A 26,273-nucleotide genomic window follows, 5' to 3' on the forward strand; every position below is an offset into this window, starting at 1 on the left:
AACCGTTATATTTGTTTTTAAACAATTTTGAATATAACAAGATGACTATAGACCAGATTAATTTTGAAAATAAAAAGGCGCTTATAAGAGTTGATTTTAATGTCCCTCTAGATGAGAATTTTAAGGTGACTGATGCTACTAGAATTCAGGCAGCAAAGGACACGATTATTCATGTTTTAGAAAAAGGAGGTTCTGTTATATTGATGTCACATTTAGGTCGTCCTAAGAAAAAAGAGAATGAATTTTCTTTACACCATGTCGTTGATATAGCTAGTGACATTCTTGGTGTTCAGGTTAAATTTTCCCAAGATTGTACAGGAGAAGTAGCTAATAAAGCAGCTCAAGATTTACAACCTGGTGAGGTTTTACTTCTAGAAAATCTAAGATACTATAGTGAAGAGACTGCTGGAGATTCCGCTTTCGCGAAAGCGTTATCACAATTAGGCGACGTGTATATCAATGATGCTTTTGGTACTGCTCACAGGGCTCATGCTAGTACTGCTGTAATAGCACAATATTTTGAAGAGAAATGTTTTGGACTACTTATGAATCGTGAGATAGATAGTCTAGCTAAAGTAATGGAAACACCAGAAAAACCACTTGTAGCAATTTTAGGTGGTGCTAAGGTATCTTCTAAAATCACAGTTATTGAGAATATTCTAAGTAAAGTGGATGACTTAATTATAGCTGGTGGTATGGCTTATACGTTTATCAAAGCACAAGGCGGTAAAATAGGTGATTCTCTAGTAGAAGACGATAAACAAAGTCTAGCGCTAGATATTCTTGCTAAAGCCAAAGAAACAAATACCAGAATTCACTTACCGGTAGATGTGGTGATTGCAAATTCTTTTTCTGAGCTTGCCACTAAGGATAAAGCTGCCATAGATCAAATCCCTGATGGCTGGATGGGACTAGATGTAGGAGAGAAATCTAGAGAGCTATTTCATGAAGTGTTACAAAATGCCAAAACTATTCTATGGAATGGACCTGCTGGTGTTTTTGAAATTGAACCGTTTGCAAATGGTACTATCGCCCTAGGTAAGTCTGTAGCAATGGCAACAAAAAACGGTGCATTCTCGTTAGTAGGTGGTGGTGATAGTGTAGCTGCTGTAAAACAATTTGGTTTTGCAGACCAGGTAAGTTATGTATCTACTGGTGGTGGCGCTATGCTAGAAATGCTAGAAGGGAAAACCCTGCCTGGTATAGCTGCTATTAAGGGATAAAACCATATTTTTTTAAAAAACTAATTTATGGCTTTGCATAATCATATAAGATTGTGCAAAGCCTATTCAGTATAAAGATAGTTAGACGTTATTGTCTAAAAAATTCTCACACCTTTACTATTTGTATATCTAAAATCATCAAATAGAAAATGTTATTTCACAGTAATTACAGAAACAATTCATGAACAAATACTTTTTATTATTACTATCATCCATAGCTTTTACACCGCTAGCTGCACAAGTAGAACAAGATTCTACAATCACTACTGGTAAAGTCATTTCTTATGAAGAGTATAAAAGACAACAAGCTCAAAAAGATTCTATAGAATCTGGTACTATATTATCTAGAGAAATACCTGTTCAAGAAATAATGATGGATACCACCGTTGCAGGTACGCCACTTATCGTGCATCCTGAGGTAGATGATCTAGATGAAAAACTACTTAATGAACTGTATAACAATGATTTATATGAGTACATGTACAAAGAGATTGTACAAATGGATTATAGTGAGACGGTAAATCAAACCCTAGCTACCGATACACTTAAAGCAAGACTTGCTGCTATTAATGAAAGCACACCTTTCCAGATAGATTACAATCCGGTGTTGGAAAAACTGATTAATAAAAAACTCAGTTATAAACGTGTTTACATGGAACGATTAATGACGTTAAGTGATTATTACTTTCCTTTATTTGAGCCTTATCTAGATCAGTACGATATTCCATTAGAGATGAAGTACCTAGCTATAGTAGAAAGTGCATTAGACCCACGTGTCAAGAGTAGAGTAGGTGCCACCGGATTATGGCAGTTTATGTTTACTACAGGTCGCAATTATGATCTAGAAGTAAATTCTTATGTAGATGAACGCATGGACCCTATAAAATCCACGATAGCTGCGTGTAAATTTATGAGTAGCTTATATAAAATTTATGGAGATTGGGATCTAGTTCTTGCGGCCTATAACTCTGGGCCTGGAAATGTAAATAAAGCGATACGCCGCAGTGGTGGTTATAAAAATTACTGGAATATTAGACCTTATTTGCCACGTGAGACGGCTGGTTATGTACCAGCTTTCCAGGCGATGATGTATCTCTTTACGTATGCTCCAGAACATGGATTCCAGCCGCAACAGACTATCTATAAAACTATTGCAACAGACACTATACGAGTTAAAAAAATGATATCTCTAGAACATGTGTCGCAATTTACAGACCAGGATCTGGAGGTAATACAGTTTCATAATCCTTCTTATAAACTAGATATTATTCCAGTTGTAAAGGGTAAAAATTATAACCTGAGACTTCCTGTTAGAGATGCCGCAAAATTTGTTAGTAATGAGGCTGCTGTGTACGCTTTCGCGAAAGCGGAATTTGACAAAATAGAAAAACCACTTCCTAAATTGCTAGTGGCACAAAGCAGATCTGTATACCGAGTTAGAAATGGAGATTATCTAGGTAAAATAGCTAATAAGTACAAGGTAAAAGTGAGCCAACTAAAACGCTGGAATAACTTGAGAAGTAATAACTTGAGAATAGGACAAAAGTTATATATACACTCTAGAAATCCAGTAATAAACTCTACATCTAACTCTTCAAAAGCGCCAGCCACTTATAAAATTAAAAATGGAGATAGTTTATGGAAAATAGCCAATAAATATGGCATATCTATTGCTAGCATACGTAAATTAAATCCTACCACATCAGACGACCTTAAGGTAGGTGCCACACTTAAATTAAAGTAAAAATGAAGAAATTATATATAATATTTGTATTATGTCTAGCTTTTATAAACTGTGATGATAAGGCTATTGTGGTACAAGATAGTGCCGGTAGGCTTAATGATATACTCGTAGTTATAGGAAATAACGACTGGAATGGACCGCTAGGTGATACGATTAGAAAAGAGTTTGCCAGACCATTAGACGGTATAGTAAGAGAAGAGCCTATGTTTACTTTAAATCATGTAAAACCTGCCGCCTTTACTGGAATGCTTAAAAAATCACGTAATTATTTGATCATCAAACAGTCGGATAGTAGTGGAGTGCGTATTAAAAAGAACCTGTACGCAAATCCGCAATTAGGTATAGTGGTGCGTGGAACAGATAGGGTAGATATAGCAAAGGTAATTTCTAATAATGCAGACGATATGATAGCTGTGTTTAATAAAGGAGAAATACAACGCAAGCAATATCTTATGGATAAAGTGGCCTTAAATACACAAAGGATTACAGACCGTTTCGGTATAGAACTTATTGTACCTAGAGCTTATCATTTTGCTACTTATAATGGAGAGATCGATAACGATTTTTTCTGGTTGCGTAGAAGCATAAAAGAGGGAACCATGGATCTTATGTTTTATGAAGTAGAGCGCAATAGAATAAAACCCAGTGATAGTACTGTGCTGGATATCGTAAAAGTACGTGACTCTATAGGTGCCATAAAAATTCTTACAGATGGTGGACCATTCCAGACAGAACCAGCATTTTCACCTTTTCTTAATGAAAGTCAGATAGATGGAAAATTTGCTTATGAGACTAAGGGAACTTGGGAAGTAAAGAACATGTTTATGGCAGGACCATTTGTTAATTATGCGATTTACAATAAAGAAAAAGACAACTGGTTAATCATAGAAGGATACGTGAGTGCACCGGCTAGTGCACAACGTAATTATTTATTTGAAATAGAGGCTATTTTAAAGAGCGTTCACTTTCTGGAAACGAAGAAGAAATAGTAAAGTAGTAGACATAAAAAATGCGCATCATTACATAAATGAAGCGCATTTTTTGTTTTTTGAAGTCTTTAAATTATCTATCTAGATTATTCGTATCTTCTTTTTTATAATCATCCTCTTTAGAGGCATCCTTAAATTCTTTGATTCCGCCACCTAGACCGCGCATCAATTCTGGTATTTTTTTACCTCCAAAAAGAAGTAAAACAACAACCACTATTAGAATGATACTCCACATACCTGGCATTGCCAAAAAGAAATTTGCTATCATGATTTGATATTTTAATAAAGTACAAAGATACAACATGCCTTATAACCTGAAATAATAAGCGTGTTAATCTTTATAGTTCTATAGATTTACCTTGTTGAGCATATTGCTAGTCGGTATTTGAAGACTATCCAGTCTAAACTATTTATATTTGTTACACGTAAGATCACATGGCAAAGAAGAAAAAAGTTAGAAATAAAAAGAGCAAATGGACACACCATTACCGCATGGTCGTGCTCAATGATGACACCTTTGAAGAACGTTTTAGTCTCAAACTCACTAGACTCAATGTATTTGTAGTCACTGTAATAAGTGCCATTTTATTAATAGGATTAACCACGGCAATTATAGCCTTTACACCTATTAGAGAATACATTCCTGGTTATGCAAACATGAGTATACGTCGCGACACTATAGAACTAGCAAAGAGAGCAGACTCATTAGAAATAGCTATAAGAAGTAACGACCAGTTTTATGGACGTATAAAAATGCTTCTCAATGGGGACATCACAACAGAGGAGTATGAACGTATAGACAGTATTGCAAAAGTTGAAACTAGTACTGATATCACTGATATTAAACTTATTAAAGAAGATAGTCTATTAAGAGAAGAGGTCGCGCAAGCTGACCGTTATAGTGTTATTGCCGGTGCAAAAGCAAAAACAAATTTTGTTTTCTTCCCACCGGTTAAAGGAACTATTTCTAGCAATTATGATACAGAGGTAAAACACTATGCCGTAGATGTTGTTACTACAATAGGTACACCTATAAAAGCCGCTGCAGACGGTACGGTGGTTTTTGCCAGCTGGAGTTCAGAAACAGGATATACCATGCTTATCGAGCATCCTTATGGACTTATTACAGTATATAAACATGCAGGTAATTTGCTTAAAGAACAAAATGATCAGGTACTAGCTGGTGAGGTAATTGCTACCGTAGGTAACACAGGAGAGTTAACCACTGGTCCACACCTGCATTTTGAGATATGGAGCGATGGTTACCCACTAGATCCTACTAATTTTATCAACTTTGAATAGATGTCGTTAAAGTCACTCGGTGCAAAAGTTTTTGCTGCCATCATCGATAGAAAAACTAAAAGTTGGGCTTCTAGACCGGTAGCCTATCAGGAAAAAGTGTTTCATAATTTAATTAAGACTGCTGGTAATACCGCTTTCGCGAAAGCGCACTCCTTTTCCAACATAAAAACACATAAAGACTTTGTATCACAAGTACCAGTGCGTGATTATGAAGAATTAAGACCCTTTGTAGATAGAGTAGTAGCTGGTGAGAGTGATATCTTATGGCCAGGAAAACCCCTTTATTTTGCTAAAACGTCGGGAACTACAAGCGGTGCAAAATATATTCCGATTACCAAAGAGTCGATGCCCGAGCACATAAAAGCAGCTCGTAATGCGATTTTGAGTTATGTTCATGAAACTGGAAAAGCACAATTTGTAGACGGTAAGATGATTTTCCTACAGGGAAGTCCAGAGATGAAATCTAAAAACGGAATTCAACTAGGTAGATTAAGTGGAATCGTTGCTCATTACGTACCTAATTATTTACAAAAGAACAGGTTGCCTTCTATGAAAACCAACTGTATAGAAGACTGGGAAACTAAGGTAGAAGCAGTTATTGATGAGACTCTACCAGAAAATATGAGCGTTATTTCTGGAATTCCTAGTTGGGTACAGATGTATTTTGAACGCATCGTGCAACGCACTGGTAAGAAAGTGGGTGAGGTATTTCCAGATTTTAGTCTATTCATTTATGGTGGTGTTAATTTTGAACCTTACAGAGCAAAATTTGATCAACTTATAGGTCGTAAAGTAGATAGTATAGAGTTTTTTCCTGCTAGTGAAGGTTTTTTTGCCTATCAAGATAAACAAGATGAAAAAGGAATGCTTTTGCTTCTAGATGCAGGTATATTCTATGAATTTATACCAGCAGATCAGTTTCATGATAAAAATGTACCTAGATTAACCATAGGCGGGGTAGAAACAGGCGTTAATTATGTCATGATCATTTCTACTACGGCAGGTTTATGGGCCTATAACATAGGTGATACCATAGCTTTTACAAATACAAGTCCGTATCGAGTAATAGTTACAGGTCGTATAAAACATTACATAAGCGCTAGTGGAGAACATGTTATAGGTAAAGAAGTAGAAGAGGCTATGAAAGCAGCCTCAAATCAATTGAGTATTGTTATCAATGAATTTACTGTCGCACCACAATTAAGCCCAGCAAATAATGAATTGCCATATCATGAGTGGTTTGTAGAATTAGGTGATGCTACAAATGTAGATCTTCATAAACTGGCACAAGTACTTGATATTCAAATGAGAGAACAAAACTCTTATTATGACGATTTAATTACCGGTAAGATTCTACAGCCATTAATTATCACTCCAGTACCAGAAAATGGTTTTAAAGAATACATGAAAACCATAGGTAAATTAGGCGGTCAGAATAAATTACCACGTCTTTCTAACGATCGTAAAATCGCTGAGGTACTGGAGAATATAATAGGTTAATAAAAGCTACTATCTGTAAAGTAATTTCCAGCAGACGGTCGTTTGATAAGTAACGCAGGTATTAAATAAACTTTAATTCCTTCTGTCATCTCTTAAAACAGTCTGCCAGGACTGAAAACTACATAGTTAATAATAGTATCTTTGCTACGAAATAAAACATATGCCAATAATTAACGTAGAACCACGTACCAGAGCTCAAGAAAGTACTAACGCCATAGAGCGCATTTATATCACAATGCGACATCTATTTAATAGAGGCTTTTATAAACCTATGGGTGTAAGTGGTGAATCGTTAAGAGAATCTCTTCTTACATTAAGACCAGAAATTTATGGCTCCATTGCCGAAGAGAAGATAGAACTAAGCGGTTTATTATACGTAATGGATAGATTACCAGTAGGTATAGAAGAATGTACTTACATCAATCTGACTAGTGATGAAGGTTATGAGGGTTCTCATTTTAAAGCTATTATTCCTTCTAAGAGACGTCGCAATTGCTATCGCATAGATCGCGAGCAAATGAATATAGAGGTGACTCGTGGACGTTCTGAAATCTATGATATTCTTACGCACCTTACATTTTTAATGATCGAGTCTCACAAGATCATGAAACAAGTCATGGTAGGTGATAATGGTAATACATCTAGAGACTGGAAATGCTTAGAAAACGCTATTTCAAAGAAAAAATTAACTCAAGAAGAGAAAGAAGTTGCTATCACTCACGTTGCAAACATTTTAGGTAGAACCTTTGACGAGGTAAAATCAGTGTATCCAGATTTTGCTACTAAAGAAAATCCTAACCGTTTCTTAAGCGTTATTTATCACCTAGGTAGACTAGCAAAACAAGAAATCTTAGACGAAGAAAAAAGATTAGTAACCTTTTCTCCTGTTCTAAGAGAACGATTAGGCCACCATATTCATGGCGATAGATGGGCATACCGTATTAAAGAACACCTAGTAGAACAAGGGATTTTTGATAGACCGTTGCATATTATTAGTGCAAATCTACATAGTGTTATGAACTCGCTTTATGGACCTAAGGCACTTGCTGCTCAAATGGCCAAAAAGAGTCGCATGGAAATCTTTGCAGACTTGAGTAACGATAGCGGTAAGAAAAACCGTGACCTTATCAAGAAGCATGCACTAGCAAATGGTATGACAGAGCTTAAAGATGCGAGCGGTACTAATATCGATGTTCAAATTTTTGATCTAGCAGCCTGTGATTTTGATAACATAGGTTTTTGCGATGCACGCTTTCGCAATAGCGAGACTGAAACAAAACCAGTTCTTATCGTAATGGATTATGCCTTTGGCGAGCAAGCATATGAAACGATGGATGAGTTACTTAAACCATTTAAAGATGACCAGGGTAAAACACACCAGATGAATATGCACTCCATTAATGTAATGGGTAAAGCAGGTATTCTAGAAGGTGATAAGGGTGATATCATGGTGCCAGATGCTCACGTATTTGAAGGTACTGCAGATAATTATCCGTTTAAGAACCGACTGTCTAAAAAAGATCTAGAATGTGAGGATATTAAAGTAGTAACCGGTTCTATGGTTACCGTTTTAGGAACATCGTTACAAAATAAAGACCTTTTAGAATTTTTTTATAATTCTAGTTGGAGAGTAATAGGTCTAGAAATGGAAGGCGCACACTACCAAAAAGCCATACAGGCAGCATCTAGAGTAAGACGCAGCATACGCAAAAAGGTAAACGTGAGATATGCCTATTATGCGAGTGATAACCCATTAAAAACAGGACATACACTGGCCAGTGGTGGACTAGGTTTAATAGGTGTAAAACCAGTATATGTGATTACTGAAAAAATTCTTGAGCAAATCATGGAAAATAGTATCAAAGTAGAAGAAGTAGAAGAGCAAGAAATAGATCAATTAGAAGATCTATAAACTTACTTTAAACATCGCGCCTTTATAATTGCTATACTTCAATTATATTTGAAAACTATACAATACAAAATTCATGGATAACCAGCCTATTAATAACCAAGAACAAGAAGTAGATCTAGTACCAGTATTTGTCTGGATAAGCAACGGTTTTAAAAACCTATTCAATGCTATAGGAGGTTTTTTTAAAGGGTTAGGGCATTTTTTAATATTGTTTTTAATCTTTATTAAAAACAATATTATTCTGTTAGGTATTCTATTTGTTTTAGGAGCTGGATTAGGTAATTATCTAAGTAGACAATCTAAAAAGAATTTTACGGCTCAATTGAGAGTACAACCTAATTTTAAAAGTGCTGGGCAGCTTATTTCTAATGTAGAATATTACAACTCTTTAATAGAAGAAGAGGATTTTACAACTTTAGGAGAAGAATTAAATCTTACTATAGATGAGGCCAGTACGCTAGTTAGTTTTGAAATCACTGCAGACTATAACGATACCGAGCTTCTTGAAGAGTACGATTACATGGCACGTAGTGCAGACACTATCGCACTAGAGAATTATACCTTTGAAGGCTTTAAACTAGCCAAAAGAGATATCGATTATCAATTTTATAAAATAGAGATAGCCGCCAAATCTAAAACAGCTCTAGAAAAAGCAGCCGTACCAGCCATAGAGGTGGAGGATAATCCATTAATAAAAGCACAAAGAATCGCTGGTCGCGAGACTACTGCCTTTAATATCTCAAAAATGGAATATCAATTAACAGAGATAGATTCTCTAATAAGTGCTTATCAAATAGCGATTAAAGATAAAGAATCTAGCCTGTCTAGAGGTACTAATGTATTTGTAAATGGAGAGAATAAGTCAGCGACGTTTAAGAATTTATTTACTGAAAAAGCTGAAATTCTTATTAGTCTTGAAACAGAAAGAGAGAAGAAATACGGTTATGAAAATACAGTAAACCTCGTTTCTTATTTTATTAAAAAAGGGGTTATTGTAAATAAGCACTTTACAGTAACTTTTGCCTTTGTTTTCTTTGGTTTGGGTCTTTTAATAGCATTAATACCATTAGTACTTAAATTTCTTAATGCTTATCAAAAAGAACATACTTCGTGAATATAATTGATACACCATTATTAGACTGTAAAATTATAGAACCTGCCGTTTTTCCAGATGCTCGTGGTAAGTTCTGTATTGCTTTTGATAGTTTCGCTTTCGCGAAAGCGTTACCCAATCAGAAACCTTTCATTACCATAAACGAGAGCACCTCTACTTATGGAGTTCTTAGAGGTTTACATTTGCAAAAAGGAGATGCTGCACAAGCAAAATTAGTGCGTTGTATACATGGTAAAATACTAGATGTTGCAGTAGATTTTAGACCAGAATCTCCTACTTATTTAAAGCATTTTTCCATTGAACTCACAGGAGAAAATAATAAGCAATTGTTAGTTCCTAGAGGTTTTCTTCATGGTTTTTCTGTACTGTCAGAAACTGCTATCGTAAATTATCAGATAGATAATACGTACCAACCAGCAACGGAATATGGTATACGTTATGATGATCCACAATTGAATATAGACTGGAAATTACCCAAAGAAGATATCATACTTTCTGAAAAGGATGAGAGACTAGGATTTATTACATCATAAATTTAGACCATACGTAGATTATATAGAAACACATGTTAATCTATAGGTTAATTTAAATTACATAGCTTGAAAAAAATTATCATTACAGGAGCAACAGGTATGCTGGGAACTGCTATCACAAATGCGTTGCAGGGACATGATTTGTACATTTATTCTAGTAAAGAATTAGATATTACCTGTAGTTTTAAATTAGATCAAATAGTAAAAAGCATAAAGCCAGATTATATTATTAATTGTGCGGCTTACACAACAGTAGATCTAGCAGAAACAGAAGAGGAAAAAGCTTTTAAAATTAATGCTCTCGCGGTTCAAAAAATGGCACAAGTGGCACATCAATATCATGCTACATTAATCCATTTTTCTACCGACTATGTATTTAATGGAACAGCAACACAGCCCTATTTACCGTTACAAGAAACAGATCCTATAAATGTTTATGGAGCTAGTAAACTGGCTGGTGAGAAATCCATCACGCAGGTTAATGGTAAACACTATATTTTTAGAATATCGTGGTTATATGCACCGCATGGAAAGAACTTCTTTAAATGGGTGGCTGGCACAGACATGAAAGAGCTCAAAATAGTAGATTCTCAGACAGGTTCTCCTACTAGCGCACTAGATGTATCTTCTTTTATAAAAAACCTCGTTAAAAATGATCCAGAGATTTATGGTGTTTATCATTTTACAAACCAAGGTGCGATGACTTGGTTTGAATTTGCCGTTGCGATAAATAAAATACTCAATCTCGATAAAATCATTCATCCCGTAGTTGAATTTAAAACCACTGCAAAACGCCCTACTTATAGTGTTATGGACGGTAGCGATACCATCAAGGTTTTTAATTATAAAATTCCTACTGTTGAGGAAGGACTAGATGAGGTGGCACGCATTTACAATACATAAGGAAACTGTATTTTTACAACTTTACAATTAGAATATGTCTGAGAATAATCATAAAGTAGCATTAATAACTGGTGTAACCGGTCAGGATGGTGCTTACTTAAGCGAGTTTTTATTAAAAAAAGGATATGAAGTGCACGGTATAAAGCGTCGTGCATCATCTTTTAATACAGATCGTATTGATCATTTATATCAAGATCCACATGAGACTGATGTAAAGTTTAAATTGCATTATGGAGATCTTACCGATACGACTAACTTAACCAGAATCATCAAAGAAACACAACCAGACGAGATCTATAACCTTGCGGCTATGTCACACGTTCAGGTTTCTTTTGAAATGCCAGAATACACCGCAAATGCCGACGGAATAGGTGCATTACGTATTCTAGAATCGGTACGATTATTAGGCATGGAAAAGAAAACCAAAGTCTATCAAGCCTCTACGTCAGAGCTGTATGGTAAGGTTCAAGAAATTCCACAATCAGAAACGACACCGTTCTATCCACGTAGTCCTTATGCAGTAGCAAAAATGTATGCCTATTGGGCAACTGTAAATTATCGTGAGGCTTACGGTATGTTTGCTTGTAACGGTATTCTTTTTAACCATGAATCTCCAGTACGTGGAGAGACATTTGTAACTAGAAAAATTACTCGTGCGACTTCTAAAATCGTAAAAGGACTTCAAGATAAATTGTATTTAGGAAATCTAGATGCCAAACGTGATTGGGGACACGCTAAGGATTATGTACGCATGATGTGGATGATCTTGCAGCACGATCAACCAGAAGATTGGGTAATCGCTACCGGTACTACAACCAGTGTGCGTGATTTTGTACGCATGTCTTTTCAATACATAGGTATTGAATTAGAATTTACTGGAGTAGGTGTGAACGAAAAAGGAACAATTAAATCCTGCTCAAATCCAGACTATCAACTAGAGATAGGTAGAGAAGTAGTAGCGGTAGATCCACGATATTTCCGACCTACAGAGGTAGATTTATTGATAGGAGATCCTTCTAAGGCCAAAGAAAAACTAGGCTGGGTTCCAGAAATCGCACTTCAAGAATTAGTGAATGAAATGATGGAAAGTGATTTACACCTTATGTCCAGAGAAGAGTATTTAAAAAGTGGCGGATACCGCATTAATAATTACTTTGAATAATAAAAATTACTCTTTATTCTCTGATGAAGATGGCCTAATAACATAACACGTAAAAAAATGAAGTGAAGCGTAGGAGTAAGCAAAAATCGTTTTAGCACAGATATATTTATCATTCAAGGTTTTAGTTCTAAATTTTAATGATAAATATATCTAGAAACCTTCTTTTTGCGCCGAAGCAAACAAAATTTTTAGTGATAGGTTATTAAGCCTTGATTTTTTTGTTTCGTTTTTTTATCAAGAAAAAAATGAAAGGAAAGGTTTTAAAACGAATGATTTTAAACTTTGAGTTACTTAAAGATTGCAACAAAAAATGAATAAAGATTCAAAAATATACATCGCTGGGCATCGTGGTCTTGTAGGAAGTGCCATTGTCACAGAGTTAAAAGAACTGGGTTACACTAATTTTATTCTACGCACTCACAAAGAACTAGATCTTACAAATCAACAAGCCACTGCCGATTTTTTCACTACTGAAAAGCCAGAATATGTATTTCTTGCTGCTGCGAGTGTAGGCGGAATAGTTGCAAACAACACGTACAGAGCAGACTTTATTTATAAAAACCTCATGATTCAGAATAACGTGATACATCACAGTTACTTGAATGGAGTGAAAAAGTTGTTGTTCTTAGGAAGCACCTGTATATATCCTAAAATGGCGCCACAACCCATGCCAGAAGATAGTTTGCTTACTGGGCCATTAGAATACACAAACGAGCCTTATGCGGTTGCCAAAATTGCTGGTATCAAGATGTGCGAGAGTTATAACTTGCAATATGGCACCAATTTTATATCAGTAATGCCTACTAATTTATATGGACCTAATGATAATTTTGATCTTGAAAAATCTCATGTTCTTCCTGCATTGATTAGAAAAATGCACCTAGGTAAATTGCTTATGGAAGGAAATGAGCAAGCTTTAATGGAGGATTTAGGTTGTGATAGTTACGCTTTCGCGAAAGCGGAATTACAAAAAAACGGTATCACAGAAAAAGGCATCGCACTATGGGGTACTGGTTCTCCTAAACGTGAATTCTTATGGTCGCATGATATGGCAAAAGCCTGCGTTTATCTTATGGAAAACAAAGATTTTACAGACGTAAAAGGAAACGATAAAGACATTAAAAACACACATCTTAACATAGGTACAGGAGAAGATATCGCTATCAAAGACCTCGCAGAGATGATCAAAACCACCGTAGGCTATCAAGGAAACCTCGATTGGGATGCTACAAAACCAGACGGTACTCCACGCAAACTTACTGATGTTTCTAAATTACATGAATTAGGGTGGAAACACGAGATAGACCTTGAAAAAGGTGTGGAGATGATGTATGAGGCTTATTTAACTTATTAAGAATTAGTAATTAGATCTAAATATTCTTCGCCTATTTTTTCTAATGAAAAATCTTTGGCTCTATTGATGATTGCTTCTTTAGGGTACTTTTCTGGATTATTTAAGACTTTTAGAATAGCTGTTGCCATAGCTTGCGGATTTTTAACTTCGCACAATTCTCCAAGTTTAGACTTGTTAAGTATAAATTTAGGCCCACCAGGGCAATTTGTGCTAACAACAGGTAATCCATGACTCATAGCTTCTACAATTACATTTCCAAATGCTTCAAATATGGAGCTAATCACAAATAGTTGCGCATTAGCATAAAATGGTTCCGGATTTTTTTGAAATTCTATAAAATCTACTTTTTCATTTAAATCTAGTTGTTTAACAAGTGTTTTTAGTGATTCTTTATAAGAGCCTGAACCCAAAATTTTGAGTCTTATATCATAATTAGAAATCACAATTTTAAACGCTTTTATCAAAGTATGTTGATCTTTTTGTTGCTCTAAACGACCCACGGTAATAATATATGGTCTTAAATCATTTTTAGGGTATACGGTTTTATTAGCTTGGTATATAGGGTTACCTATTACTTTTATTTCTTTTTTTTCTTTCTTTTTTAAAAATAGATTTATAGATTTTTTAGTATCATATGAATTTGCAATGATTATGTTACTATGATTAAAAGCCATTCTAAGTAAAAATGACAGTTTTTTAGGGTGCGTCTCTCCAGCTAATATACCTGCTTGTCTAACAATAAGTTTACTTTTACTAAATGATAACCGATGAATCATGCTTCCTAACATATTAGCCTCTAATACAGAAGTAATAAAAAAGTCAGGTTTCTCTACTTTTAATAATTTAAATAGAAAAAAAGGCATCAACAAAAACCGATATATTAAATTAATTTTTTTGTTTGTGCTAGGTTTTTTTTTGATTGAATGTTTAAGCTGAATTCTAGAATCCATTAATTCTTTATAAGTATCTCCATAAGCGTAAGTATAAATAACCTTATAATCTTGTGATACAAAATAGTTAGCTAAATGGACAAATACTTTCTCAGCACCACCTCCTTCTAAAGTGGGTACATAAAGCAATATTTTTTTAACAGTTTTGATAATACTCTTGTTTGAAGCAAAGATAGAGTCTCATTAACTTATTTTTGTTCTAGATTTTAAAAAGTATACATAGTACATTATGCAAGAAATACTTAAAATATTTTTGTTTAACAAGGAATCTAAAATATGGTTGATTTTATGCAGAGGTGTAGGTGCTTTGATTTTCTTTTTGACCACTATATTTATGACTAATAATTATAAGATTTCTCTAGTTGGCGATTTTGATTATGCTAGATCTATATTATTGCTTTTAGGTAGCTTTGCTTTATTAGGATTAGATAGATCCATTTTACAGTTTACAGGTGTTTTATCAAGTAAAAACAGAACAGAAGAAGTATATCATTTATATAAAAAGATGATTTTAATTATTCTTTGTGTCTACATTACTCTAGTCACAGTATATTTTATTAGTCCGTATAAATACGTTTTATTTTTTGTCCATGATAATAAAACCTATTTGCTTGTTTCTAAAATTATTTTAAGTATTCTGTTTTATGCAATAACTTTATTTAATACCGAAGTTTTTAGAATTTTTGATCGTAATCTGACCTCAGAATTTTATCGAGGGATTTTTAAATATCTTTTGCTCGCTATTGCTGTAATCTTATTATTTCAAAACAATTTGCAAGAATATATAATCGAGTGTTTTTTACTTTCATTTATTTTATTATTTATAATTTCTTCAATACATATATCTTATTTGTTTTCAAAATGCTCTAAGAAGACAGTCATAACTTATAAAGAAATAATTATTAAGTCTTACCCTATGGCTATAAGTAGTTTAGGCTTTTTAATTCTTCTTAGTATAGATATTGTTTTTCTTAAAAAATATTATGATGAAGAACAAGTAGCTATTTATGCCCAACCTATTAAGTTAATATCATTAATATCTCTTATTCAAACTACTATACAGGCTGCTATTTCAAAAAAAATAGCAAAGGAGTTTTATTCAAAAAACACACACGAATTATTAATTCTTACTAGAAAGTATACTAGATTAATTATGCTTCTGTCTGTTCCTGTTTTATTGGGTTTTGGTTTATTTCCTAGCTTTTTTCTTGAGTTTTTTGGAGATTTTTATGTTCAAGGAAATACAGTGTTCTCCATTTTATTAATAGGCAGTACAGTTAATGCTGCTTGTGGATGTACGAGTGTTTATATGAATATGACCGGGAAACAAAAGATTTTACAAAACATATTGATTATGACCATATTAATTAATTTAATAGTTAATTTTTTATTGATTCCGTCATATGGAATAGAAGGCGCAGCTATTGCCTCATCATTAAGTTTAATTTTTTGGAACCTTTCTGTTGTTATTTACGTTTATGTAAAAGAGCGTATCTTGCTTATCCTAAATTAAGATCTAATATTGTTTAAGGTTAAAAAACATAAAGCATTATTTATTTTTATTGCTTTGACAGCAACTATAATGGGTAGTTTGGCTTTTTTATACCTGCCAGATCGTTTCTTTGCAGACGCAAATACGATTACTCTAGATAGATATAACGAGGCTGGATGGATGGGTTCCTATCCTTTTACTATGAGTTTCTATAAGTTAATAGGGTTTAATAATTTACCGTACAGTATTGTTGCTTTGATACAATTACCTATTCTTTTTTATTGTATTTATAAATTAAGTATTCCTGAGAGTTTTTCTAAACCATATTTACGTAATGTTATAGTTTGGATATGTTTAATTATGATTTGTTTTTTCATATCATTTCCATCTAAAGAATTTATAAATATTATTTTCCTATATTTTGTAGCTAAGGTTTTGATAATGCCTAAAAACTTAAGATATAAAATCTTTTCTAGTATCTTAATGTTTGTCGGTTTCGGTATAATTTTTAGGCAGTATTATATTATAGTGCCGGTTATAGCAATAAGTTTATATTTGATTAATCTAGTCTCTATTAAAAACAAAGCAATATCAAATGTGTTCTTTGGCATTTTAATAGTCTGTTTTCTATCTCTTTCTTACGGTGTTATCAAAGGTGAGTTTATGTCAGAAGGTTCTAGAGAATCCTTAAATCAAAGGAGAATTGCGAGGGGAGATCAAAATGCGGACACCATGATTTTATCACCAGTAGATTCGCATTCAGCTATAGGGGAATCGATTTCTATTTTTTATGGCTTTTTCACTGTTAACCTGCCTTTGAATGGCTTAAAATTTTGGTATAAACCTCAAGTAATTCTTTTCCTACTTTGGCAGTTTTTAATGTTTTATTTATTATTCAATTACTATTCTAAAGCATTAAAGAATGAAGATTTCAAACATGAAACATGGGTATTTCATCTGGTTTTTTCATATTTTATCTTACAAGGTGTGTTTGAACCAGATTTAGGTAGTGCTATTCGTCATAAAATAGGAATTCTACCATTAATCTGGCTAGCTATTTACTATGACAAAGGATTTATTAAACGTCCTAAAATTAAAAAAAAATATGTCTTTAGGATTACTAAATAAATTAAGAAATTTTTATACAGAAAATTACGAATGTCTACTGGCAATTCTTGCCAGTATCTTAGTTTTTAGAAAACCTGCAACCATTGGCATTTTAGTATTTATTGCATTTAATCTGTTGTTTTACAAAAAACTAAAAATTAATAGTAAAAAATGGTTTCCCATCCTTATTATCTCTATACCATTTTTGTTAGATGTAATATTTCTTTGGAATAATGTTGAGCTATCAGAAGGTTTTAAACACATGGAAAAACGTTTAAGTACTTTCATTTTTCCATTACTGATAATAGGTCAAGCATTTGTTATTGATTTTAATAAAATACTTAAAATATATAGTATTTTCTTTACTACTATTTTATATGTATTGCTTATTAGGTTCTTAATAATCGAACCAGAATTAGTTCAAAAATATTTGAATGGAATTCATTTATGGGAGATGGGTTATTCTTTTGCAAATAGCACTTCTGTTCATGCCCCAGCTCTTAATATGCACGTAGCATTCTTAGTAGTCGTGAATACCTACCTTCTAGTTAATCACGCGATTAAAAATAAATGGAAACTTTTAAATTATAGGATAGTCTTGTTCATAGCTTCATTATTAATGCTTCTTATTATCAATACACGTCTTGCTATTGCAAATGCCGTGTTGGGTATCTTTTTGATCTTATTCTTTGAGTTATTTAAAAAAGTATCTCGCAAGAAATTAATATCAATTACTGCTGGAACAAGTGTGTTATTAATGGTTGTTTTTTTCGCTTTCGCGAAAGCGTTCCCATATATTACAGAAAAGTATTCTAGTGTAACCTTTGCTCACATGGACAAAGTGGGGAAACTAGATGATTTTGAAGACCCTGAGGGAGAGATTTATAGTAGTTTTGTTACTAGAGTAAGTATATGGAAAACAGCTTGGGAGCGTTCTCAAGAAGATCTATTATTTGGAGTAGGTGCAGCAGATGGAAAAGATGAGTTAAATCAAGCTTATGAAGATACCAATCAAGTTTTCTTGTCTAAATATAAGTTCCCTACGCATAACCAATATCTTGATTTCTTATTGAAATTTGGAATTCTAGGAGTAGTCGGCGTGCTACTTTATATATTTCATATCCTATGGATAGGGTTAAAATGGCAACATACTGTGCCTATATTTTTCTTCATACTATTTTTTACTTCTAACTTAACAGATGATTTCTTAATCCGTTTTGATGGTATCACCTTCAGTGCGCTATGGATAAGTATTTTTGCTAGTATTTACTGGAATAATCGTTTAAATAAAGTTCTATAAGTTCTTGAAAATTAGTTTCACAATTAAAATATTGTTCCACTCTTAACCTTCCTTCTTTACCCATTTCTATTCTATTTTTAGGATCCTCTAGAAATAACATGGCATTTTTAAAGTCTTTTTCAGTCTTTATTAAGAAGCCTGTTTTCCCATGAACTATTAAGTCCTTGTTTCCTATTACATCTGTTGCAATTATAGGTAATCCCATTGCCATAGCTTCTATAACTGCTATAGGTAATCCTTCCCATAAAGAAGTTTGTAAATAAACGTCCAGTTTTTTTAGATAAGGAAGTGCTTCCTTACGTTTTGTAAACCAGCCAGTAATTTCAATGTTTTGTGCTGTTATAGAAGATTGCATATCTCCATCACCTATCCATAAAAAATTGTACTCTGGTGTGTAAAGGGCTAGGTTGTCAAAAAAAGTTGGGTTTTTTTGGAAACTAATTCTTCCTAGAGTTCCTATAATTATTTTTTCTGATGGAGTTTTTGGATAGTATTTTATCTGGTCTATCCTGATACCATTATTAATAAGTCGAGCATTTTTATTCATTTTTTTAGCCATAGTTTGCTCGGTAAAACCACAAGCTATAGTTTTGGTCTTAGAAAATTTTGTAAATAGATATTCTATATTTTTAAATAACTTTCTTTTTAGTTTTGTTATATCTAATCTCAAAAAAGAATAGCCATGTGGTGTATAGTAAGATATACATTGATGTGTTGCCATAGATAGTGCCACTTTACCTAAAATACCTGCTTTGCTGCTATGTAAATGTACTATGTCTGGCTTAATGAACTCGATTGTTTCTTTAATTTGCTTAACTCCTTTCCAGTCTTTGCTCAGCGAGATATCTTTATGAAGATCTAATAAAATTAAATTACAATTTTCATTAAAGTCTTCACGAATCTTGTTAGGATTGATTTCACTGCGTTTGTCACTATAAGCTACGAAAACTTCTAAGTTTGGGTCATTTCCCATTACCTTACTTAAGTCCGTAAAATAGCTATAAACACCACCTCCTAAGGCTTCTATTACATGAAGAACTTTGATTTTTTTCACTAAAAATAAATTATTACTGTAAAGGTAATAGCTTTACGTTGTAAAAGGGTAAGTTTTTAGTCATCTTCGTAGATTGAAAAACCACCTATCATTTGAAAAAAGAAACCCAAATAAATAAATATCATAAAGCAGTTTTATATGCTCTTTATGGATTATTTCTTATGCCTTTATTGCCTAAAATAGCTGGTAATTTAATGATTGGTTTTTTTATTATAGTTTCAATAGTTACCTATTTTAATACTTTTAATAGACGATTTAATTGGAAATTTTTTATCGTTATTTCTCTTCTTTACTTCAGTTACATAGGTAGTTTGCTTTATTCTGAAAACATGGAGTATGCCTTAAGAAAACTAAGTACTGCAAGTCCGTTAATCTTTTTTCCGTTATCGTTTTCTTTGTTTTCTCCCGTACTAATCGATTTGATTAAAAAACAGGTCAAGAACTATACAAAGGTATATGTAGGTTCAATAGTTTTATTATCCTTAATTGTTATAATCGATAATTTTAATGTCATACATGATTTAGAATTATTTCATGATCAGATTTTAGAACAAGGAACTGTCGTGGGTATGGATGCCCTTTATTTAAGCCTTCACATCTCTTTAGCTTTAATTTCTTCGGTTTATTTATATTTTTTATCAAAGAAAGTATGGAAGGCTGTAGTCTCAATTATGATTATATCTATTTTATTCGTTTTATTATTAATTTTATCATTTAAGTCTGCGATAATATCTTTTACCGTCGCATTCGGATTATATGCGCTTATGGTTAATAAGACTAAGCTATGGACATTATTCATGTCAGCCACAGTTTTAGTAATAGGTCTGTTAACTTTTTCGTCTAGTTTTAATGAAAAGTTTAATAGATTATTGATTGTAAAAGATTCTGCACATATGGAGTATGCCGAAATTAAAAATACGATCCAATCATGTTCCATAGAGCTTATACCAGAGGCTGGATTATTTGGTTTTGGTCTAGGAGATGGTAAAGAAGAGCTTATCAACTGTTATGATGGTAAAAATAGTAGTCTTAAAAATGCTTCTTATAATTCACATAATCAGTATTTAAGCGTTTTTTTAAATGTTGGATTATTTGGTTTGATATTGTTTGCATTTTCTTTGTTTGCATTACTCTCTACTGGACTTAATCACAGAAATTATTTAGGTATAGCTATTTTAATCCTTTTCTGTGTTTTTATGCTTGCAGAAAATGTGTTAGAGAGACAGCAAGGTGTCGTCTATTTTGCTTTATTTTTAAACCTCTTCTTTGTAGGTAATTTTAAAAGATCTGCATTAAATCCATTGGTACTATCACATGAAAAAGTTTTAGATTCTTTGAATTAATTCCGCTTTCGCGAAAGCGAAACAATAATAATTTCTTGAACTACATTCATTTTCCATAACTTAGCCCTTTATGGACCAACAAGAACTTCTTTCTTTACTAGCACTCAAAAAAGCACCGTTAATAGGTGATATTATGGCCAAAAGGTTGATCAGAACCTTTGGTAACGCGACTGGAGTTTTTGAACAACAATATAAAGGCATAGCCGCCATAGAAGGAATAGGAGAGAAGAAGGCTCAATTTATAAGAAACAAGGACGGTCTGTTTGCAAAAGCAGCAAAGGAGCTGGAATTCATAGAAGAGAATAAAATAAAGTACCGTGTTTATTATAATGAAGATTATCCAGAACGTTTAAAGTATTGTGTAGATGGGCCTATCATTTACTTTGAAAAAGGAAACATAAACCTCGATAATCCGTACACGCTGAGTATAGTCGGTACTAGACAAATTACAAGTAATGGAGCTGCGTTTTTAGAAAAATTTATTGCAGAGATAGCACCTTTAAAACCTATCATAATTAGTGGTTATGCTTATGGAGTCGATATTCTAGCGCATAAAATGGCGATAGAACACGGTTTACAGACCATTGCGGTAATGGCACATGGATTAAATCAAACCTATCCACGCAATCACGCCGCGCACAATGAAGAGATGTTGCAAAATGGTGGTTTTATTACCGATTTTTGGCATACAGATAACTTTGATCGCAAGAATTTCTTGGGTAGAAATAGAATCATCGCAGGAATGAGTGAGGCGACTGTGGTTATAGAAAGCGCTTCAAAAGGTGGCTCACTAGTCACTGCAGACCTTGCTTGCGGTTACAATCGTGAGGTGTTTGCTGTTCCAGGTCGTGTGAATGATAAATATGCCATAGGTTGCAACGAGTTGATAAAACAGTCTAAAGCACACATGCTCACAAAAACAGCCGATGTTCCCTACATTCTAGGGTGGAAGGAGCGAGGCGTTGCTGTCCAGAAACAACTTTTTGTAGAGCTTACTGAAGAGGAAAAGCTTATTTATAAATTCTTTAAAGAGAATGATAATGAGATGCTAGACATTATAGCTCTTAAGATAAAAATGCCAGTACACAAAGTAGCCTCTCAACTCATGAGTATGGAGCTTAAAGGTGTGGTAAAACCGCTGCCAGGAAAATTATTTACACTCGCTTAATCCTCTTTTAAAACGAAGGATACTTTAAAAATAGAACAAGAGAAATTTTATAAAAAGGACTCGTTTTCTATTGTAAATTATCTTTAATAATACTACGGGAACAGGCAACATTTTTATTTCAACACGAGCAATCTCAGTAGACGAGGTGTGTTATAAATTCATTTATGCATAGCGATATGTTTTATGATAAAAAGGAAAATATATTAGGGGTGATCAAGAAAAATATTTTAGAAATACTGATTTATATGGAACTCAATCAGCTAGATTTAGTACATTCCAAACTCCGTAGTTTTAAAAAGAAATTTAGATCACCTTTACTCAATTTAAAAGAAGACCGTGTACTGGCGTTTATGAGTTTATTGCGTTTATATTTGGAACATTCTTTTCATATTACAGAAGATTCTTTTAAGATAAGATTACTGCTCCATTTACCTATAAAACAGTAGATCGAGAAGATATTTTTATCATGAGTTTCTATGCTTATCTTAAATCAAAAATAGAAAATAAAAGCATTTTACAGCGCCACGTTAGAATTGGTAAATTTATTACTAGATCTCGTCTCAGGAATAATATAACATAGCTTGTGACTTTTATCACCTTTTTAATACTACTTACTACTTACTACGTTACTTTTGTATTATGGAATTACAACAAATTATAAAAACAGCTACAGATAAATCAATTTCTTATCAAGAATATCGTGATCTAGTAGCAACACATACTGAGAACAATACTAACACAGGTGCTGAGGTTACTGAAGCGCTTGCAAATTATACGATGCTTAATAACCAGCGTATGAAACGTCTGGATAAGACCATGAAGATTCTTCCCGAAAATCAAGAATTTTTAACAGCTTTTGATAAAGAAGTCTATTTCTTAATCATTACAGAAAGCTGGTGCGGCGATGCTGCACAAACGATGCCTATGATGAATAAAGTAGCGCAAGCTGCAGGTGTAGATCTAAGAGTCGTTTTAAGAGATGATAATCTAGATTTAATGGATCAGTTTCTAACTAACGGAGGTCGCTCTATAGCAAAGCTTATTTTAATAAATAAAGAAACTGGCTTACCTGTTACTACATGGGGACCACGCCCAACCACGGCAACGCAACTCGTTGCAAATGAAAAACAAGCAAAAGGTGTTCTCTCTGCAGAATTTAAGGAAGAATTACAAAACTGGTACAATAAGAATAAAGGAAAGGACACAGAAAACGATCTTTTAAATATGTTAAAGGCTGTTTAAAAAAAAGTCGCGCTCTATTATCAAAAAGAGTGCTCAAAAGAAAGAAAAAGTAGTTTTAAAAATCATGTACGGTTCAGTTCAACATGTTTTTTCTTTTAACCATTAACTTCTTTATTTGTACCTATAAATACGATAAAAATTACATTATGAATATACTTAGAATAGATAGTAGTCCCTTAAAGGAAGAGAGTGTAAGTCGTAGTATACTAGATGTATTACAGAATAACTTAGAATCTAAAGGTCATGAAATAACTAGTAAGAGAGATCTTTACTATGACGATAACGTAACTCTAGGCAGCAAGGATCGTTATATGGGGTATTTCACACCAGCAGATCAACAGTCAGACGCTCAAAAAGAAGCAGTTGCAGGTAGCAATGAACTAGCACTAGAATTTGCCGCTGCAGACGCGTACATCATCGCAGCACCTATGTATAACTTCAGTGTTACGGCAGGTCTAAAAACGTATATCGATCTAATTTCCAGAGCAGGAATTAGTTTCAACTATCTTCCAGAAGGCCCTGTAGGTTTATTGAAAGATAAAAAAGCATATGTAGTAGTTTCTACTGGTGGTACTCCTGTAGGAAGTGAAGTAGACTTTGTTACTCCATATCTTAGAACTTTCTTAGGCTTTTTAGGTATTACAGATGTGACCTTCATTGCTGCAGATCTTGCCAATGTAAATAAGGAAGAAAGTATTGCAAAAGCTACTCAACAAATAGAAGCCCTTTAAATAACTGTTAGAAATTAGTTGTATTAAAAATGCCTAGAGAATTTATTTCTCTAGGCATTTTAAAATTAAAATAAGATCTAGCAAGACTACCTAAAATCGTAGCTCAATCCCACCATACCCATTAATACCTGGAGCAGGTTCAAAAAAGCGTGAACCAAAAGCATTGATCCTCACGTTATCTGTGTATTCTTGATCAAGTACATTGTTTAATCCAGCATAAGGTCTAACCGCAATCTCTTTATAAGTAAAGATATAACTTGTTCTAAAATTGATATTTTCATATCCATCGACAGTAGCTTCATTACTATCATTTGCATATTGCTTACCTACTAGTGATGCCTGGACGGTTGCAAAAAAGCCTTTTTCAGACTGATATTGTAACCCTATGTTTGTTAAGTGTTTTGGAATACCAGGTAATAAATTGCCATCAAATTTCACATCATCAACTACAAAGTCACTGTATTTAAAGTCAGAAAATGTGTAAGCGGCAGTAAGTGACCAGGCTTTTGTAAAAGTATAGGCACCTTCAACTTCTAGACCTTTACGTGTAGTTTTTCCTGCATTTCTATAAAAAGTACGATCTGTAAAAGCGGCCAATTCAAATGGGACTAAATCATCTTCTGTATCGATGTAAAAAATAGCCGTTTGATAACTCAATCCTTTTGCTAGTTTTCCTTTAATACCTATTTCATAATTAATAGCTTTTTGGGCTTCTATGTTTTCATTGAATCCTTGATCACCAGTTGGATTTGCAGATAACTCTGATAATGCAGGAGTCTCAAAACTTGTAGCAATGTTTGCATATACGTTGTGCGCTTTCGCGAAAGCGTAACTACCACCTATACTAGGGTTTAAAGAATTTAATGTGATGTTACCAGTATCGTCACCATTCTCTAAGAACTTATCTATTGCAGTAAGTTTGTTATAATCAAAACGTATTCCTCCAGTAAGATACCATTTGTCAAGCTCTAAATGGTCGGTAACGTATATACCTAGATTTGTAAAACGTTCTTTTTGATCTAGAGTTTGTGCACCTTTTATACCTTCTAGATTTCTGAAACGTTGCCTATCGTCATTTTGATATCCAAAATCATATCCAGCCTTTAAAGTGTTTTTGCCTTTGGAATAAGTGATATTTGCACCTTGTCCTAGATAATCTCTTCCTAATTCAATCAAACCTCCAAATTCAAAAGGCAATCTCCCTTCAAACTGTCTATTGTTATAAAACATATAACCTTCTGTGGTAGTGTTGTTGTTTATATTCCAGATAGCACTTAAACCGGCTTTGAATTGCTGTATTGTTTCTCCTGTTTGAAAAAGTATATTTCTATCTCTTGCTTGTCTTCGATCTGCTTCTACTGTGGTTAAATTGATACCACCTGCATCATCTGCTTGTGGAGAACCGCTGTAATTAAGTAATGCCTTTAAAGTAAACTTATCGCTTAATTTAAAATTTGCTTTTACGTTAGCATTATACTGTTCAAAACCACTTTGATCTCTGTATCCGTCTGATTTCACATAATTACCATGGAATATATAGGTTGCTTTTCTGGTATTGATTCCAGCGGTAGCTTGTAAGTTTTGAAATCCATAAGATCCAGCAGTTGCTTTCCAGGTAGAGAAAGGCTTTTCTATTTGATCTATAGTTTGAATAGAGATAACACCACCTGAAGCATTACCGTATAAACTAGAACTAGGTCCTTTTAAAATCTCTATTCGGTCTATAATCCCCAAATTAACATTGTCTAACTGCCCTTGTCCATCTGGTGTCGTTTCTGGAATCCCATCTACTATTAATTTTATCCCTCGTATTCCAAAAGCAGATCGCGCACCGAATCCACGCATAGAAACCCTCAAATCTTGAGCAAAATTATTGGCATTTTGAGCAAAAATACCTGGAGCCTGTTGTGTGTATTCTTGTAGAGAAAGTTGCTGTCTTGCTGCATCATTAACTGTTGCTTGATAAACAGATACCGCTGCAGGTAATTTTTGAGCAGTGGTAGAAATACGTGCAGACTTAATATAAACAGTGTCAATTTTTTGAGACGTTGTTGGTGTTTTGGTCTGGCTATAACCTAGTCTAATAAAAGCTGTACATAGGATAGAATAGCAAAGTAATTTTTTCTTCAATGAATGGATATTTTTTGAAA

23 protein-coding genes are annotated in these 26,273 nt (G+C 33.6%); 19 read left to right on the top strand and 4 right to left on the bottom strand.

Features of this window, described 5'->3' with window-relative positions:
* The first annotated feature begins 41 nt into the window (after nt 1–41).
* The 3 genes from Q0838_RS08400 to Q0838_RS08410 all read left to right on the top strand — a co-directional run bounded on the left by Q0838_RS08400 (nt 42) and on the right by Q0838_RS08410 (nt 3,956).
* Nucleotides 42–1,223 carry a phosphoglycerate kinase gene (locus Q0838_RS08400; RefSeq protein WP_298953509.1) on the top strand — a complete coding sequence of 394 codons (1,182 nt, stop codon included), beginning with the start codon at nt 42–44 and terminating at the stop codon, nt 1,221–1,223.
* Between the two features lie 181 nt (nt 1,224–1,404).
* Nucleotides 1,405–2,967 (top strand): LysM peptidoglycan-binding domain-containing protein, encoded by a 1,563-nt coding sequence (locus Q0838_RS08405; RefSeq protein WP_298953451.1) that lies wholly within the window; start codon nt 1,405–1,407, stop codon nt 2,965–2,967.
* Nucleotides 2,968–2,969: 2 nt separating this feature from the next.
* Nucleotides 2,970–3,956 carry a DUF4837 family protein gene (locus Q0838_RS08410; RefSeq protein WP_298953454.1) on the top strand — a complete coding sequence of 329 codons (987 nt, stop codon included), beginning with the start codon at nt 2,970–2,972 and terminating at the stop codon, nt 3,954–3,956.
* A gap of 73 nt (nt 3,957–4,029) precedes the next feature.
* Here Q0838_RS08410 and Q0838_RS08415 read toward each other — a convergent pair whose 3' ends face one another.
* Entirely contained in the window at nt 4,030–4,227 is a 198-nt protein-coding gene (locus Q0838_RS08415) for a twin-arginine translocase TatA/TatE family subunit (RefSeq protein WP_298953512.1), read from the bottom strand.
* 164 nt (nt 4,228–4,391) lie between these two features.
* Between Q0838_RS08415 and Q0838_RS08420 the strand changes: the two genes are divergently transcribed.
* The 8 genes from Q0838_RS08420 (at nt 4,392) to Q0838_RS08455 (ending at nt 13,736) form a co-directional block, all read left to right on the top strand.
* Nucleotides 4,392–5,258, top strand: a complete 867-nt coding sequence (locus Q0838_RS08420) for a M23 family metallopeptidase (protein ID WP_298953456.1) — start codon at nt 4,392–4,394, stop codon at nt 5,256–5,258.
* Complete coding sequence (locus tag Q0838_RS08425) at nt 5,259–6,758, top strand: GH3 auxin-responsive promoter family protein (protein WP_298953459.1); 1,500 nt, start codon at nt 5,259–5,261, stop codon at nt 6,756–6,758. It abuts the gene before it with no gap.
* A gap of 160 nt (nt 6,759–6,918) precedes the next feature.
* Nucleotides 6,919–8,670: a hypothetical protein gene (locus tag Q0838_RS08430; protein ID WP_298953461.1), complete on the top strand. Its 1,752-nt coding sequence runs from the start codon at nt 6,919–6,921 to the stop codon at nt 8,668–8,670.
* A gap of 73 nt (nt 8,671–8,743) precedes the next feature.
* Nucleotides 8,744–9,784: a hypothetical protein gene (locus Q0838_RS08435; protein ID WP_298953463.1), complete on the top strand. Its 1,041-nt coding sequence runs from the start codon at nt 8,744–8,746 to the stop codon at nt 9,782–9,784.
* Nucleotides 9,781–10,317 (top strand): dTDP-4-dehydrorhamnose 3,5-epimerase, encoded by a 537-nt coding sequence (gene rfbC, locus Q0838_RS08440; RefSeq protein ID WP_298953465.1) that lies wholly within the window; start codon nt 9,781–9,783, stop codon nt 10,315–10,317. The genes Q0838_RS08435 and rfbC overlap by 4 nt, the downstream gene beginning before the upstream one ends.
* A 66-nt stretch (nt 10,318–10,383) precedes the next feature.
* Nucleotides 10,384–11,220 (top strand): dTDP-4-dehydrorhamnose reductase, encoded by an 837-nt coding sequence (gene rfbD / locus Q0838_RS08445; protein ID WP_298953467.1) that lies wholly within the window; start codon nt 10,384–10,386, stop codon nt 11,218–11,220.
* Between the two features lie 34 nt (nt 11,221–11,254).
* Nucleotides 11,255–12,382 carry a GDP-mannose 4,6-dehydratase gene (gene gmd / locus Q0838_RS08450; RefSeq protein WP_298953469.1) on the top strand — a complete coding sequence of 376 codons (1,128 nt, stop codon included), beginning with the start codon at nt 11,255–11,257 and terminating at the stop codon, nt 12,380–12,382.
* Between the two features lie 310 nt (nt 12,383–12,692).
* Complete coding sequence (locus Q0838_RS08455) at nt 12,693–13,736, top strand: GDP-L-fucose synthase (RefSeq protein WP_298953472.1); 1,044 nt, start codon at nt 12,693–12,695, stop codon at nt 13,734–13,736.
* On the opposite strand, the gene Q0838_RS08460 is transcribed toward Q0838_RS08455, so the two are convergent.
* The gene (locus Q0838_RS08460) at nt 13,733–14,815 is read right to left on the bottom strand and encodes a glycosyltransferase (RefSeq protein ID WP_298953473.1); all 1,083 of its coding nucleotides are present in this window, start codon (nt 14,813–14,815) and stop codon (nt 13,733–13,735) included. The genes Q0838_RS08455 and Q0838_RS08460 overlap by 4 nt on opposite strands.
* A 100-nt stretch (nt 14,816–14,915) precedes the next feature.
* On the opposite strand from Q0838_RS08460, the gene Q0838_RS08465 reads away from it, so the two are divergent.
* The 3 genes from Q0838_RS08465 (at nt 14,916) to Q0838_RS08475 (ending at nt 18,585) form a co-directional block, all read left to right on the top strand.
* Complete coding sequence (locus tag Q0838_RS08465) at nt 14,916–16,199, top strand: polysaccharide biosynthesis C-terminal domain-containing protein (protein WP_298953474.1); 1,284 nt, start codon at nt 14,916–14,918, stop codon at nt 16,197–16,199.
* A 9-nt stretch (nt 16,200–16,208) separates the two neighbouring features.
* Nucleotides 16,209–17,306, top strand: a complete 1,098-nt coding sequence (locus Q0838_RS08470) for a hypothetical protein (protein WP_298953476.1) — start codon at nt 16,209–16,211, stop codon at nt 17,304–17,306.
* A gap of 241 nt (nt 17,307–17,547) precedes the next feature.
* Nucleotides 17,548–18,585: an O-antigen ligase gene (locus tag Q0838_RS08475; protein ID WP_298953479.1), complete on the top strand. Its 1,038-nt coding sequence runs from the start codon at nt 17,548–17,550 to the stop codon at nt 18,583–18,585.
* On the opposite strand, the gene Q0838_RS08480 is transcribed toward Q0838_RS08475, so the two are convergent.
* Nucleotides 18,545–19,639 carry a glycosyltransferase gene (locus tag Q0838_RS08480; RefSeq protein ID WP_298953483.1) on the bottom strand — a complete coding sequence of 365 codons (1,095 nt, stop codon included), beginning with the start codon at nt 19,637–19,639 and terminating at the stop codon, nt 18,545–18,547. The genes Q0838_RS08475 and Q0838_RS08480 overlap by 41 nt on opposite strands.
* A gap of 92 nt (nt 19,640–19,731) precedes the next feature.
* Between Q0838_RS08480 and Q0838_RS08485 the strand changes: the two genes are divergently transcribed.
* From Q0838_RS08485 to Q0838_RS08505, 5 genes are all read left to right on the top strand, one after another.
* Nucleotides 19,732–20,982, top strand: coding sequence for an O-antigen ligase family protein (locus Q0838_RS08485; protein ID WP_298953486.1), 1,251 nt, complete (start codon nt 19,732–19,734; stop codon nt 20,980–20,982).
* Nucleotides 20,983–21,052: 70 nt separating this feature from the next.
* Nucleotides 21,053–22,150, top strand: a complete 1,098-nt coding sequence (gene dprA, locus Q0838_RS08490; RefSeq protein WP_298953489.1) for a DNA-processing protein DprA — start codon at nt 21,053–21,055, stop codon at nt 22,148–22,150.
* Nucleotides 22,151–22,314: 164 nt separating this feature from the next.
* Nucleotides 22,315–22,596, top strand: a complete 282-nt coding sequence (locus tag Q0838_RS08495; RefSeq protein ID WP_298953492.1) for a hypothetical protein — start codon at nt 22,315–22,317, stop codon at nt 22,594–22,596.
* A 193-nt stretch (nt 22,597–22,789) separates the two neighbouring features.
* Nucleotides 22,790–23,392: a thioredoxin family protein gene (locus tag Q0838_RS08500; RefSeq protein ID WP_298953494.1), complete on the top strand. Its 603-nt coding sequence runs from the start codon at nt 22,790–22,792 to the stop codon at nt 23,390–23,392.
* A gap of 146 nt (nt 23,393–23,538) precedes the next feature.
* Nucleotides 23,539–24,123 carry an NAD(P)H-dependent oxidoreductase gene (locus Q0838_RS08505; RefSeq protein ID WP_298953497.1) on the top strand — a complete coding sequence of 195 codons (585 nt, stop codon included), beginning with the start codon at nt 23,539–23,541 and terminating at the stop codon, nt 24,121–24,123.
* A gap of 90 nt (nt 24,124–24,213) precedes the next feature.
* Here Q0838_RS08505 and Q0838_RS08510 read toward each other — a convergent pair whose 3' ends face one another.
* Entirely contained in the window at nt 24,214–26,253 is a 2,040-nt protein-coding gene (locus tag Q0838_RS08510; RefSeq protein WP_298953500.1) for a TonB-dependent receptor, read from the bottom strand.
* Nucleotides 26,254–26,273: the final 20 nt, after the last annotated feature.

Origin of the sequence: uncultured Nonlabens sp. (assembly GCF_947495285.1) — a bacterium.
GTDB lineage: Bacteria > Bacteroidota > Bacteroidia > Flavobacteriales > Flavobacteriaceae > Nonlabens.